The 12,835-nt window shown below is 73.3% G+C and carries 9 protein-coding genes and 1 pseudogene; 5 read left to right on the top strand and 5 right to left on the bottom strand.

Annotated features, from left to right (window positions below):
• Positions 1–262 precede the first annotated feature (262 nt).
• Positions 263–1,075 (top strand): helix-turn-helix domain-containing protein, encoded by an 813-nt coding sequence (locus ACGF3A_RS32590; protein ID WP_393734014.1) that lies wholly within the window; start codon positions 263–265, stop codon positions 1,073–1,075.
• Positions 1,076–1,112: 37 nt separating this feature from the next.
• Here the strand turns inward: ACGF3A_RS32590 and ACGF3A_RS32585 are convergent, their stop codons facing one another.
• The 5 genes from ACGF3A_RS32585 to ACGF3A_RS32565 all read right to left on the bottom strand — a co-directional run bounded on the left by ACGF3A_RS32585 (position 1,113) and on the right by ACGF3A_RS32565 (position 7,698).
• A complete protein-coding gene (locus tag ACGF3A_RS32585; protein ID WP_393734013.1) occupies positions 1,113–2,300 on the bottom strand; it encodes an XdhC family protein in 1,188 nt (395 codons plus the stop codon).
• Between the two features lie 10 nt (positions 2,301–2,310).
• Positions 2,311–3,792: an NCS2 family permease gene (locus ACGF3A_RS32580; RefSeq protein ID WP_393734012.1), complete on the bottom strand. Its 1,482-nt coding sequence runs from the start codon at positions 3,790–3,792 to the stop codon at positions 2,311–2,313.
• Positions 3,793–3,911: 119 nt separating this feature from the next.
• The gene (pucD, locus tag ACGF3A_RS32575; RefSeq protein ID WP_393734011.1) at positions 3,912–6,296 is read right to left on the bottom strand and encodes a xanthine dehydrogenase subunit D; all 2,385 of its coding nucleotides are present in this window, start codon (positions 6,294–6,296) and stop codon (positions 3,912–3,914) included.
• Positions 6,296–6,820 carry a (2Fe-2S)-binding protein gene (locus ACGF3A_RS32570; protein ID WP_393734010.1) on the bottom strand — a complete coding sequence of 175 codons (525 nt, stop codon included), beginning with the start codon at positions 6,818–6,820 and terminating at the stop codon, positions 6,296–6,298. Before ACGF3A_RS32570 ends, pucD begins: the two co-directional genes overlap by 1 nt.
• On the bottom strand, positions 6,811–7,698 hold the full coding sequence (locus ACGF3A_RS32565) for an FAD binding domain-containing protein (RefSeq protein ID WP_393734009.1): 888 nt from the start codon (positions 7,696–7,698) through the stop codon (positions 6,811–6,813). Before ACGF3A_RS32565 ends, ACGF3A_RS32570 begins: the two co-directional genes overlap by 10 nt.
• A gap of 187 nt (positions 7,699–7,885) precedes the next feature.
• On the opposite strand from ACGF3A_RS32565, the gene ACGF3A_RS32560 reads away from it, so the two are divergent.
• The 4 genes and pseudogenes from ACGF3A_RS32560 to ACGF3A_RS32545 all read left to right on the top strand — a co-directional run.
• Positions 7,886–9,604: a PucR family transcriptional regulator gene (locus tag ACGF3A_RS32560; RefSeq protein ID WP_393734008.1), complete on the top strand. Its 1,719-nt coding sequence runs from the start codon at positions 7,886–7,888 to the stop codon at positions 9,602–9,604.
• Between the two features lie 485 nt (positions 9,605–10,089).
• Positions 10,090–10,485, top strand: a complete 396-nt coding sequence (locus ACGF3A_RS32555) for a VOC family protein (protein ID WP_393734007.1) — start codon at positions 10,090–10,092, stop codon at positions 10,483–10,485.
• A 78-nt stretch (positions 10,486–10,563) separates the two neighbouring features.
• Positions 10,564–11,469 (top strand): alpha/beta fold hydrolase, encoded by a 906-nt coding sequence (locus ACGF3A_RS32550; protein WP_393734006.1) that lies wholly within the window; start codon positions 10,564–10,566, stop codon positions 11,467–11,469.
• A 58-nt stretch (positions 11,470–11,527) separates the two neighbouring features.
• Positions 11,528–12,775, top strand: a pseudogene (locus ACGF3A_RS32545) (MFS transporter); the annotation flags it as partial.
• Between the last annotated feature and the right edge of the window lie 60 nt (positions 12,776–12,835).

The raw sequence follows: 12,835 nt of genomic DNA, 5'->3' as shown, positions 1-12,835 counted from the left end.
CCCATCTGCCGCCACCTTCTTGCCACGGAATCGACAAAACGTCGAAGATCCCCTCACGCACACATGGCATTTCGGGGGATACATGCTTCGCCTGCACTTCACGGCCGGTGATCTCGCGCGTACGCGCGTCGCCGACGGTCCTGATCCACTCTGGGAATGCGTCCTCAGCCTGCACAGGCTCCGCGACGAACGTCCCGAACCATTTCTCTCCGGCTGGCGGGAACACGTCCTGAGCCAGGCCGCCGCTCCGCTTCCGTTTCTGATGCCGCTCGTGCCGCCGCGCGGCTACTTCCCGGACTTCCTCACACCCGCGGCGGGCGCGTACGGCTTCGAGCCCGGCCTCGACGCGCTGCTCTCCACGCCGCGCGGCCAGCTCCGCGGCCAGGTCGAGAAGCTGGGCGAGGGCCGGAAGCTGACGCCGTGGCTGCGCGCCGTACGGGAGGGCGGGGCGCCCCCGCTGCACCGGCTCGGCGCCGCCCTGCGCGCGTACCAGGACACGGCGCTCTGCACGTGGTGGCAGCGCATCACGGCTCGCGTCGAGTCCGACCGTACGATGCGTGCCCGTACGCAGTGGGCGCGGGGCACCGAGGCGATGCTGCGGACCTTCGAGCCGGTCCTGCGGTGGCGGGCGCCGGTGCTGGAGGCGGAGTACCCGGTGGACCGGGACATCCATCTGGAGGGGCGGGGGCTGCTGCTGATCCCCTCGTACTTCTGCCGGGCCCGCCCGGTCGCGCTCGCCGACCCGGCGCTGCCGCCGACGCTCGTGTACCCGGCGCGCTCCTCCGTCCCGCGCGCCCGGCCGCTCACCGAACTGGGCGGCGCGCACCTGGCCCGGCTCCTCGGACCGACCCGCGCGGCCGTCCTGCAGTCCCTCGACGGCGACTGCACGACGAGCGAACTCGCCCAGCGCGCCGGGGTCTCCCTCTCCTCCGCCAGCGAACACGCCTCGGTCCTCCGCGGCGCGGGCCTGGTCTCCAGCAGCCGCCAGCGCAACTCCGTACGTCACGCGCTGACGCCGATAGGGCTCGCCCTCCTGGACGGCCACCCGGGCCTGGCGGCTCCGGCCGAGGCCTGACGTCGAGTCCTGACGTCGAGGCCTGACCAGGGCTCCTTCAGACGCCGCCGGTCGTCACCGGGTCCCCCGGTGACGGCCCCGGTGACGGCTCGTGGTGGATGGGGGTGTGGGCGCCCGTGAGGGGGACGCCCGTGCCCCCGTGGCGGGTGGCGACGATCTCGGCGGCGATCGAGAGAGCCGTCTCCTCGGGCGTACGGGCGCCGAGGTCGAGGCCGATCGGGGAGCGGAGGACGGAGAGTTCGCCCTCGGTGAGGCCCGCCTCGCGGAGGCGGGCGAGGCGGTCGAGGTGGGTGCGGCGCGAGCCCATCGCGCCCACGTAGGCCAGCGGCATCCGCAGGGCCCGTTCCAGGAGGGGGACGTCGAACTTCGTGTCGTGGGTGAGGACGCAGACGACCGTGCGGCCGTCCAGACCGGCCGACGGGGACTGCGACTGGGACTCCAGGTAGCGGTGCGGCCAGTCGACGACGATCTCGTCGGCCTCCGGGAAGCGGCCCGGGGTGGCGAAGACGGGGCGCGCGTCGCACACCGTCACGCGGTAGCCGAGGAACTTCCCGGCGCGGGCCAGCGCCGCCGCGAAGTCGATCGCGCCGAACACCAGCATGCGGGGCGGCGGGACCGAGGATTCGACGAGGAGTTCCACGGGGCGGCCGCAGCGGCTGCCCTCCTCGCCGATCTCGATCGTGGCCGTACGCCCGGCGTCCAGCAGGGCGCGGGTCTCGCCCGCCGCGGTGGCGTCGAGGGCCGGGTGGCCGCCGAGCGTGCCCTCCACCCGGCCGTCGGGACCGACGTGGAGCGCGGCGCCGAGCATCCCCGACGGGCCCTTCACCACGCGGGCCAGGGCCGTGGCCTCGCCCGGGCCGCCGGAGGCCGCGGCGGCGAGCGCGGACTCGGCGACCGCGCGGGCCGCCGTCCCCGCCCGCAGCGGCGTCACCAGGATGTCGATGACGCCGCCGCAGGTGAGGCCGACGGCGAAGGCGTCCTCGTCGCTGTACCCGAAGCGTTCGCACCGGGCGGTCCCGGACTCCAGGGCCTCCTGGCACAGCTCGTAGACGGCGCCTTCCACGCAGCCGCCCGAGACACTGCCGACGGCCTCGCCCGCCGCGTCCACGGCGAGCGCGGCGCCCGGCCTGCGGGGCGCGCTGCCGGTCACGCCGACGACCGTGGCCACGGCGAAGTCACGCCCTTCGGCGCACCAGCGGTTCAGCTCGTCGGCGATGTCCAGCATCCGTCGCTCCTTACTTCGCGCCCAGCCAGCCCTCGATGGGACTCAGCGCGAAGTACACCAGGAATACTCCCGCGAGCACCCACATCAGCCAGCCGGGCTCGCGCCAGCGGCCCTGCACGGCCTTGATGAGGACGTAGGCGACGACCCCGGCCGCGATGCCCGCCGTGATCGAGTACGCGAAGGGCATCAGCACCGTCGTCAGGAAGACCGGGACCGAGACCGCCGGATCCGTCCAGTCGATGTGCATGGCGTTCGTCATCATCATGGACCCGATGACGACGAGCGCGGCGGCTGCCACCTGCGGCGGTATCACCTGGGCCAGCGGGGTGAGGAAGAGGCACAGGGTGAAGCCCAGTCCGGTCACCACGCTGGCGAGGCCCGTGCGGGCGCCGTCGCCGACGCCCGCCGTGGACTCGACGAAGACGGTCTGCCCGGAGGCACCGGCGAAGCCGCCGACGACACCGCCCGCGCCGTCGATGGCCAGGGCCTTGTTGAGCCCCGGCATCTTGCCCTTCTCGTCGGCGAGTCCGGCCTGCTGGCCGATGCCGATGATGGTGCCGATCGCGTCGAAGAACCCGGCGAGGACGAGCGTGAAGACGATGACGCCCACGGTGATGGCGCCCACGTCCCCGATGCCCTTGAACGAGACCTCGCCGAAGAGCCCGAAGTCGGGCGAGGAGACGAGGGAGCCGCTGATCTCGGGCGCGTTCCTGCCGCCCCAGTCCTTCTTCGTCAGGTCGGCGAACTGGTGGACCAGCGCGGCCAGCACGGTCCCGCCGACGATGCCGATGAGGATCGCCCCCGGCACCTTGCGCACCTGGAGCGCGAAGATCAGCAGCACGGTGAAGGAGAAGCAGAGCACGGGCCAGCCGGTGAGCTGGTCGGCGGTGCCGAGCTGGATGGGCTTCTCGCCCGGCACGCCGCCGGGCCCGGGCATCGAGGTCACGAACCCGGCCTGCACGAGCCCGATGAGGCAGACGAAGAGCCCGATGCCCATGGTGATGGCGTGCTTCAGGGCCAGCGGGATCGCGTTCATGATGAGTTCGCGGAGCCCGGTGACGACGAGCAGGATGATGATCGTGCCGTAGATCAGACACATCGCCATCGCGTTGCCCCAGGTCATCTCCGGGGCGACCTGGAAGGCCATCACCGCTGAGACGCTGAGTCCGGCCGCGAGGGCGAGGGGCACGTTGCCGACGATGCCCATGACGAGGGTCGTCGCGGCGGCGGCGAAGGCGGTGGCCGTCGTCAGCTGGCCGCCGTCCAGCTTGTGGCCCGCCACGTCGGGGACCGACAGGATGACGGGGTTGAGCAGGATGATGTACGCCATCGCCATGAACGTGGTGATGCCACCGCGGACCTCGCGGCCGTACGTCGATCCTCTGTCGGAGATGTGGAAGTACCTGTCGAGCCAGCCGCGTCCCGCGGGGACGCGGGAGCCGGGTCCCGCGTCCTCCGGGGACGTGGCCGGCTCAGCCTTGTACTGGGTCATGTGTGCTGACTCCCAAGTTTCTTCAGGGGTTGGGTCCACACGACCCGGGGGACGGCCCGAGCGTCGTGCGCGTGCGGTGCTGCGGTGCTACCGCGTGCGGTTCCTACCGGTCGGTCAGGTCAGACCTCCACGAGGTGTTCGGGGCGGACGGGAACCCTCGGCAGGGCGAGGCCCGTCGCGGCGCGGACGGCGGCCATGACCGCCGGGGTGGAGGAGAGGGTGGGGGCCTCTCCGGCGCCCCGGAGCCCGTACGGCGCGTGCGCGTCCGCCAGCTCCAGGACGTCCACGGGGAGGGTGGGCGTGTCGAGGATGGTGGGGATCAGGTAGTCGGTGAAGGACGGGTTGCGCACCTTCGCGCCCGGGTCGACCACGATCTCCTCCATCACGGCGAGGCCGAGGCCCTGCACCGTGCCGCCCTGGATCTGGCCGACGACGGCATCGGGGTTCACGGCCTTGCCGACGTCCTGCGCGCACGCCAGCTCGACGACCTTGACGAGGCCCAGTTCGGTGTCGACCTCGACGACGGCGCGGTGCGCGGCGAACGAGTACTGCACGTGGCCGGAGCCCTGCCCGGTCTCCCGGTCGAAGGGCTCGGTGGGGCGGTGCCGCCACTCGTCGGTGGCCTCGACCAGCTCGTCCCCGAGCACCTCGGAGAGCGCGGCCAGCACCTCGCCGCCGTCGGTGACGACCTTGCCGTCCTCCAGCCGCAGTGCGGCCCGGTCCCACGCGGGGTGGAACGTGCCGAAGCGGGCGCGCCCGCGCTCCAGGACCCGCTCCCGCACCAGCTCGCACACGTGCTTGACGGCGCCGCCCGTGACGTACGTCTGGCGCGAGGCCGACGTCGAACCGGCGGAGCCGACGGTGGTGTCGGCCGGGCGCAGGGTGACCTGGGTGACGCCCAGCTCGGTGCGGGCGATCTGCTGGTGGACGGTGACGCCGCCCTGGCCGACCTCGGCGGCGGCCGTGTGGACCATGGCGACGGCCTCGCCGCCGACGACCTCCAGGCGGACGCGGGCCGTCGAGTAGTCGTCGAAGCCCTCGGAGAAGCCGACGTTCTTGATGCCGACCGCGTAGCCGACGCCGCGCACGACGCCCTCGCCGTGGGTGGTGTTGGAGAGCCCGCCGGGCAGCGCCCGTACGTCCGTGGGGCTGCCCTCCGACTCCCACTGCCTCTCGGGCGGCAGCGGCAGCGCCTTCACCCGGCGCAGGATCTCCGCGACCGGCGCCGGGGAGTCGACCACCTGGCCCGTGGGCAGGACGCTGCCCTGGGACATCGCGTTGCGCTGCCGCAGTTCGACGGGGTCCATGCCGAGCGCGGCGGCGAGCTTGTCCATCTGCGCCTCGTAGGCGAAGCACGCCTGGACCGCGCCGAAGCCGCGCATGGCGCCGCAGGGCGGGTTGTTGGTGTAGAGCGCGAGGGCCTCGATCTCGACGTCGTCGACGACGTACGGGCCCACGCTGAGCGAGGACGCGTTGCCGACGACCGCCGGGGACGCGGAGGCGTAGGCGCCGCCGTCGAGGACGATGCGGCAGCGCATGTGGGTGAGCGTGCCGTCCTTCGTCGCGCCGTGCTCGTAGCGGAGCGTGGCGGGGTGGCGGTGGACGTGCCCGAAGAAGGACTCGAAGCGGTTGTAGACCATCTTCACGGGCTTGCCGGTGCGCAGCGCGAGCAGGCAGGCGTGGATCTGCATCGACAGGTCCTCGCGGCCGCCGAACGCGCCGCCGACGCCGGAGAGCGTCATCCGCACCTTCTCCTCGGGCAGCCCGAGGACGGGCGCGATCTGCTTGCGGTCGGAGTGGAGCCACTGGGTGGCGATGTAGAGGTCCACGCCGCCGTCCTCGGCCGGGACGGCGAGCCCCGACTCGGGGCCGAGGAAGGCCTGGTCCTGCATGCCGACCTCGTACTCGCCGGTGACGATCACGTCGGCGCGCTCCGCCGCCGCGTCCGCGTCGCCGCGCACGATGGGCTGGCGGTGGACGATGTTGGGGTGCGGGACGTGTGCGGCGTGGTCGTCGTCGCGGCCCTCGTGGAGCACCGGCGCGTCCTCGGCGACCGCGCTCTCCTCGTCGTGCACGACGGGCAGCTCGCGGTACTCGACGCGGATCTTCGCGGCGGCGCGGCGCGCGGTCTCGGGGTGGTCGGCGGCGACGAGCGCGACGGGCTCGCCGTGGTGCCGCACCCGGCCGTGCGCGAGCGCGGGGGTGTCCTTGATCTCCAGGCCGTAGTTCTTCACCGCGGCCGGGAGGTCGTCGTAGGTGAGGACGGCGTGCACGCCCGCCTGCTTGAGCGCCTCGGTCAGGTCGATGGAGACGATCTCGGCGTGCGCGTGCGGGCTGCGCAGGGTGCAGCCCCAGAGCATGTCCTCGTGCCACATGTCCGAGGCGTACGCGAACTCGCCGGTGACCTTGAGGGTGCCGTCGGGGCGCGAGGCGCTGTCGCCGACGCGGCCCTCGGCCCGGTCGGTCTGTTCGGCGCGGGTGGATTCGGTGGTCTCGGTCGCCATCAGACCTTCTCCCCCGCGTCCTTCGCGTCCTTGCGGGCCGCCGTGAGCCGTACGGCGTCGAGGATCTTCTCGTAGCCGGTGCAGCGGCACAGGTTGCCGGAGAGCGCCTCGCGGATGTCGGCGTCGGACGGGCGCGGGTTGCGCTCGATCAGTTCGTCGGCGGCGACGAGGAGGCCCGGGGTGCAGAAGCCGCACTGGACGGCGCCCGCGTCGAGGAAGGCCTGCTGGACCTGGGAGAGCCCGCTCTCGGCCGTACCGGCGTCCCCGTCGCGCGCCTCGGCGTACGCGGCCAGGCCCTCGACGGTGACGACCTCGCGGCCCTCGGCCTGGCCCGCGGCGACGAGGCAGGCGCAGACGGACTCGCCGTCGAGGCGGACGGTGCAGGAGCCGCACTCGCCCTGTTCGCAGGCGTTCTTGGAGCCGGGCAGGCCGAGGCGCTCGCGCAGCACGTAGAGCAGGGACTCGCCCTCCCACACGTCGTCGGCCTCGTGGCGGCGTCCGTTGACCGTGAACGTCACGCGCATCGCGCACTCCTGTTCTCGCGCCGGTACTCGTCCCAGGTCCAGCCGAGGGTGCGGCGGGCCATGACGCCGACGGCGCGGCGGCGGTAGGCGGCGCTGCCCCGTACGTCGTCGATGGGGGCACAGGCACCCGTGCACAGCTCGGCGAACCGCCGGGCGACCGACGGGGCCGGGGGCCTGCCGCTCTCCCAGTGGCCGCCCTCCTCCAGCGCCGCGTCGAGGAAGTCCTCGGCGGCGCGGGCGCGCAGCGGCGTCGGCGCGGCGGAGCCGATCCCGGTCTTCACGGTCCGGGTCTCCGGGTGCAGGGCCAGGCCGAAGGCGCACACGGCGATGACCATCGCGTTGCGCGTGCCGACCTTGGAGAACTGCTGCGGTCCGTCGGCCTTGCGGATGTGGACGGCCCTGATCAGCTCGTCCTCGGCGAGCGCGTGGCGCTTCACGCCCGTATAGAAGTCCTCCACGGGGAGGAACCGGGTGCCCCGCACCGACTCCGCCTCGACCTCGGCGCCCGCTGCGAGCAGCGCGGGGTGGGAGTCCCCTGCGGGGGAGGCGGCGCCGAGGTTGCCGCCGACGCTGCCGCGATTCCGGATCTGCGGCGAGCCGACGGTGTGCGAAGCCAGTGCGAGGCCCGGCAGCTCGGTGGCGAGACGTTCGATGATCTTCGTGTACGGGACGGCGGCGCCCAGCCGGACGCTCTCCTCCCCGGTCTCCCACTCGTACAGCTCACGCACGCGGTTCAGATCCATCAGGTACGCGGGGCGGCGCTGGTCGAAGTTGATCTCGACCATGACGTCGGTACCGCCTGCGAGGGGCACGGCGGAGGGGTGCTCGGCCTTGGCGGCCAGCGCCTCCTCCCAGGTGCTCGGGCGAAGGAACTCCATGGTGGCTCTTCTCGACGAGATGAGGAATGCGCTCAGTAGACAGACAGGTACCCCTCCCGGTGCAGTCACGGAAAACATGAAGCGTTTGGCTGGTCGGGCACCGGGTCTTGTAGATTCGAACGAACGCCGGGAACCACTGGCCCCAGCACGACGGATCCACAACAGACAGAACGGCGGCGACGACGCGATGCGGCTGCGCGCACTCCTGGAGAACGATGCCCTGGGCCTGCGGCTCCTCGGCGGCGAGGACGAGCTCGACCGCACCGTGCACCGCGTCATGACGACCGACCTGCGGGACCCCAGCCGCTATCTCTCGGGCGGCGAGCTGGTCCTCTCGGGCCTGGCCTGGCGGCGTACGCCCGAGGACTCCGCGCCCTTCGTCCGCAACCTCGCCACCGCCGGGGTCGCCGGGCTGGCGGCGGGCACGGCCGAGCTGGGGCCGGTGCCGGAGGACCTGGTGGCGGCCTGCGCCCAACACCGGATGCCGCTGTTCGAGGTGGCGGAGTCCGTCGCGTTCGAGACGATCACGGAGCACGTGGTGCGGCAGGTCTCGACCGAGCGCGCCGGGGATCTCGCGGCCGTGGTCGACCGGCACCGCCGCCTGATGTCCTCCGGGCCCGGCGGGGGCGGCCCGGACGTCGTCCTGGACCTGCTCGGCTCCGACCTGGACCTGCCCGCGTGGGTGCTCTCGCCGACCGGCCGCCAGGTCGCGGGCCCCAGCGACGGCCCGTCCCTGCCGCCCGCGCTGGGCGCCCGGCTCGCGGGCGAGCACCTCGCGGCCGTACGGGCCGGACGGCGCACCCCGCACCGCTTCACGGCCGACGGCACGACATATTCCCTCTTCCCCGTGCGCGGCAACGGGGCCGGGGACCTGCGCGAGACGGTGCTCTCGGACTGGCTGCTGGCCGTCGCCGCCGACACGGGCGACTGGCCCGCCGAGCGGCTGGACCTCCTCCAGGGCGTCACCCAGCTGATCGCCGTCGAACGCGACCGCCGCGACGCGGCCCGTACGGTACGGCGCCGGCTCGCCCGCGAGGTCCTGGAGCTGGTCCAGTCGGGCGCCCCGCCCGCGGAGATCGCCGCCCGGCTGCGCGTCGCGGCCCCGGTCCTGCTGCCGGGCCTGGGCACGGCCCCGCACTGGCAGGTCGTGGTGGCCCGCGTCGAGTGGCGGTCGGCGACGGCGCAGGGCGAAGCCGGACCGGACGGCGGCGGGCTGGACGGCGGCGTCATCGCCCAGTCCCTCCTGGAGGAGGTCCTGGTCGAGCCCGGCTCCGAGGGCTCCGACCACATCGCCGTGGCCCACCTCGACGGCGAGGCGGTGGCCCTCGTCCCGCTCCCGGCATGCGCCGACGAGGAGCCGGAGCCCGCCGCGGACTCCCCGGATTCCCCGGACTCCGCCACGAACGGCCGGGCCCTGGACACGGCGGGTCTCCTCGCCGCCGTCCGCGAGCCGATGGAGCGGGGCCTCGCGGACGACGGGCGCCTCACGCTCGGCGTCAGCGCCGCCGTCCACTCCGCCGAGGGGCTGCGCGGCGCGCTGGAGGAGGCGCGCCACGCCCGCCGCGTCGCCGCGGCCCGCCCCGGCGCGGTCAGCGCGGCGGGCCACGAGGAGCTGGCCTCACACGTGCTGCTGCTCCCCTTCGTCCCCGACGACGTCCGCCGCGCCTTCACGGCCCGCCTCCTGGACCCGCTCCGCGAGTACGACACCAAGCACCGCGCCGAGCTGGTCCCCACCCTGGAGGCGTTCCTCTCCGCCGACGGCTCCTGGACCCGCTGCGCCGCGCGCCTCCACCTCCACGTGAACACGCTCCGCTACCGGGTCAGCCGCATCGAGCAGCTCACCGGCCGCGACCTCTCCCGGCTGGAGGACAAGCTCGACTTCTTCCTCGCCCTCCGCATGAGCTGACGCCGCCGGGCTCGTTCTGGCGAGGGCGCCCAGGGCCTGGGCGCGTATCACAGGGGCTTTCCGGCACGGACCGTGCCGTCTGATTCGCGGCTCCGCCGCGTGGGCGCGACCGGTCACAACACCTCGGGGCTTGCCCCTTCTCCCTCAGGGGCGCGGGGCTGTGTTTGTTTTGCGGCTCCGCCGCGGGGGCGCGCCCGGTTCAAGACTTTTGGGCTTGCCCCTTAAGGGGCGCGGGGAACTGCGCGCCCAGCCCCGACGCGGGCGCGCCCCGCGAAGCACAGCCCGGGGCACCCCGGGCGCGGCTCTTGCACGCGGGGCACCCGGCGTAGGGGGCTGCGCTTGCCAACCCTGCGCCTTGCGCAGACTTCCCAAGCACAGTGGGGCGGAGGGAGAAGCGAAGGTGCCCCGAGCTCCGTAGGAGGCGGAGGGAGAAGCGCGGAACTCCCGAGCTTCGCGGGAGCGGGAAGTGGGGGCACACTGGCCCCATGGCCGCATCCCTGTCGCTGCATCACATCGTCATCGACGCCCACGACCTGCCGGGGCTCGCCCGTTTCTGGTCCGCGGTGCTGGGCTGGCCGGTACTGTCCGAGCGGGAGCGGGAGGTCGTGGTCGGCCCGGACCTCGCCTCGCCGCTCGGCCTGTGCTTCATGCCCGTGCCGGACGGCGAGCGCAAGTCGCTCAAGAACCGCCTGCACTTCGACCTCAGCCCAGGACCCGGCGCGACGCCCGAGGAGCGGGAGGCCGAGATCGAGCGCGTGCTCGCGCTCGGCGCGCGCCGCGTGGACGTGGGCCAGACCGGCGAGGAGTCGTGGACGGTGCTCGCGGATCCGGAGGGCAACGAGTTCTGCGTCGTACGGCCGAAGCGCGATCTCGTGAGCTGAAATCCGCTGCCTCGGGCCCGATGAGAATCGGCGGGCCCGGCGGTCTCCTTCTCAGACACATTTTCCCGAGGAGAACCCATGACCGCGCAGCCCGAGACCCACACGCTCAACCTGTCCGACGTGACACTGCGTTACGACATCCGGGGCGATCTGCAGGACGCCGGACCGGACAACCCGCCGCTGCTGCTGATCGGTTCGCCGATGGACGCGGCCGGCTTCGTCTCCCTGGCCGGGCACTTCGCCGACCGGATCGTGGTCACCTACGACCCGCGCGGAACCGGCCGTTCCACGCTGACCGGGAGCGCGGCGGCGGACGCCGCGAAGGGCGTCGCCGAGTGGTCCCCCGACGACCACGCCGAGGACGTGCGCCGCGTGATCGAGGCGCTCGGCACGGGCCCCGTGGACCTCTTCGCCAGCAGCGGCGGCGCCGTGAACGCGCTCGCGCTCGTCGCCCGCCACCCCGCGCTCCTCCGCACCGCCGTCGCGCACGAGCCGCCGCTCGCGCGGGCCGTGCCGGACAGCGCGCAGGCGCTCGCCACCGTCGAGGACATCCACGCGACGTACCGGCGCGAGGGCATGGGCCCGGCCATGGCCAAGTTCCTCACGCTCATCGTGCTGCGGGGCCCGCTGCCGGACACGTACGCGGACCAGCCCGCGCCCGACCCCGCCGGCTTCGGGCTGCCGACCGAGGACGACGGCACCCGCGACGACCCGCTGCTGGGCCAGAACATGCTGGGCTGCTGCGGCTACGCCCCGGACTTCGCCGCGCTCTCCGCCGCCCCGACGCGGCTCGTCATCGCGGTCGGCGAGGAGTCGGAGGGCGAGCTCGCCGCCCGCGCCGGGGCGGCGGTCGCGGAGCGCCTCGGCCTCGCCCCCGCCGTCTTCCCGAGCCACCACGGGGGCTTCCTGGGCGGCGAGTACGGGCAGCAGGGCGAGCCGGAGGCGTTCGCCGCGCGCCTGCGGGAGGTGCTGGCCGGGAACTGACCGGGGGCGCTCGGAGGGCGCACTTGTTTCGTCGTACACGTAAATGCATGATGCACCTATGCGTGACGCACCGCGTGGCAAGGCCGTGAGCCCCTTCCAACAGCCCAAGGCCGTCTGGGTCGTGGCCTTCGCCTGCGTGATCTCGTTCATGGGCATCGGCCTCGTGGACCCGATCCTCCCCGCCCTGGCCGAGAGCCTGGAGGCCACGCCCAGCCAGGTCTCCCTGCTGTTCAGCAGCTATCTGATCGTGACGGCCGTGGCGATGCTGATCGTCGGCTGGTTCTCCAGCCGCTTCGGCGCCAAACGCACCCTCGTCGTCGGCCTGTCGGTCATCGTCGTCTTCTCGGCGCTGGCGGGCGCGTCCGGTTCGATCAACGGCATCGTCGGCTTCCGCGCCGGATGGGGCCTGGGCAACGCGCTGTTCATCGCGACCTCCCTCGCCGTCATCGTCGCCTCGGCCAGCGGCGGCATCGGCGGCGCGATCATCCTCTACGAGACGGCGCTCGGCCTCGGCATCGCCGTCGGACCGCTGCTCGGCGGCGAGTTGGGGGCGATCAGCTGGCGCGGCCCGTTCTTCGGCGTGGCCGTGCTGATGGCGATCGCGCTCGTCGCGACGCTCGCCTTCGTCCCCTCCCTCCCGAAACCGGAACGCCCCACCTCGGCGCTCGCCCCGCTCAAGGCGCTGCGCCACCGGGGCCTGCTGACCATGGGCATCATGGCGCTGCTCTACAACTGGGGCTTCTTCACGATGCTCGGCTACGCGCCGTACCCCATGGAGCTGGACGCGCACGAGCTCGGCCTCGTCTTCACCGCCTGGGGCCTGCTGGTGGCGGCGTTCAGCGTCTTCTTCGCGCCGCGCCTCCAGGCCCGTTGGGGCACGGCTCCCGTGCTCTACGCGAACCTGCTCGGGCTCGGCATCGTGATGGCCGTGATCGCCGCGGGCGTCGAGACGCCGTCGACGGTGATCGTGGCGGTCATCGTCTCCGGCGCGTTCATCGGCATCAACAACACGCTGACCACGCAGGCCGTCATGCTCGTCTCGCCGGTCGAACGCCCGGTGGCCTCCTCGGCGTACGGCTTCCTCCGCTTCATCGGCGGCGGGCTCGCCCCGTACGTCGCGGGCAAGCTCGCCGACGCGACCGACCTCGGCGTCCCCTTCTACCTCGGCGCCGCGACCTTCCTCGTCGCGATCCCCGTCCTGGCCAGCGGCCACGGGCTGCTGCGCGCGGCGGAGGGCCCGCCCGTCGAACCCTCCCTCACCTCCCACACCCCGGTCGGCCGGGAAGGACCGCGAAGTGCCGTGCCCGGCGGATCATGACTACCCCCCCGCCTCAGGGCTGGACAGGGGCTGCCCCGCACCGTGAGT

Origin of the sequence: Streptomyces sp. NPDC048172, from assembly GCF_043202595.1 — a bacterium.
Lineage (GTDB): Bacteria > Actinomycetota > Actinomycetes > Streptomycetales > Streptomycetaceae > Streptomyces.
Note: the sequence above shows the minus strand (reverse complement) of the source record. Positions and strands in the feature narration are given on the sequence as shown.

What these genes read in the sequence shown, in the direction of transcription:
- ACGF3A_RS32565 (WP_393734009.1), bottom strand. Translation starts at nt 7,698, where the DNA reads ATGGAGTTCCTTCGCCCGAGCACCTGGGAGGAGGCGCTGGCCGCCAAG.
- pucD (WP_393734011.1), bottom strand. Translation starts at nt 6,296, where the DNA reads ATGGCGACCGAGACCACCGAATCCACCCGCGCCGAACAGACCGACCGG.
- ACGF3A_RS32570 (WP_393734010.1), bottom strand. Translation starts at nt 6,820, where the DNA reads ATGCGCGTGACGTTCACGGTCAACGGACGCCGCCACGAGGCCGACGAC.
- ACGF3A_RS32580 (WP_393734012.1), bottom strand. Translation starts at nt 3,792, where the DNA reads ATGACCCAGTACAAGGCTGAGCCGGCCACGTCCCCGGAGGACGCGGGA.
- ACGF3A_RS32560 (WP_393734008.1), top strand. Translation starts at nt 7,886, where the DNA reads ATGCGGCTGCGCGCACTCCTGGAGAACGATGCCCTGGGCCTGCGGCTC.
- ACGF3A_RS32590 (WP_393734014.1), top strand. Translation starts at nt 263, where the DNA reads ATGCCGCTCGTGCCGCCGCGCGGCTACTTCCCGGACTTCCTCACACCC.
- ACGF3A_RS32550 (WP_393734006.1), top strand. Translation starts at nt 10,564, where the DNA reads ATGACCGCGCAGCCCGAGACCCACACGCTCAACCTGTCCGACGTGACA.
- ACGF3A_RS32555 (WP_393734007.1), top strand. Translation starts at nt 10,090, where the DNA reads ATGGCCGCATCCCTGTCGCTGCATCACATCGTCATCGACGCCCACGAC.
- ACGF3A_RS32585 (WP_393734013.1), bottom strand. Translation starts at nt 2,300, where the DNA reads ATGCTGGACATCGCCGACGAGCTGAACCGCTGGTGCGCCGAAGGGCGT.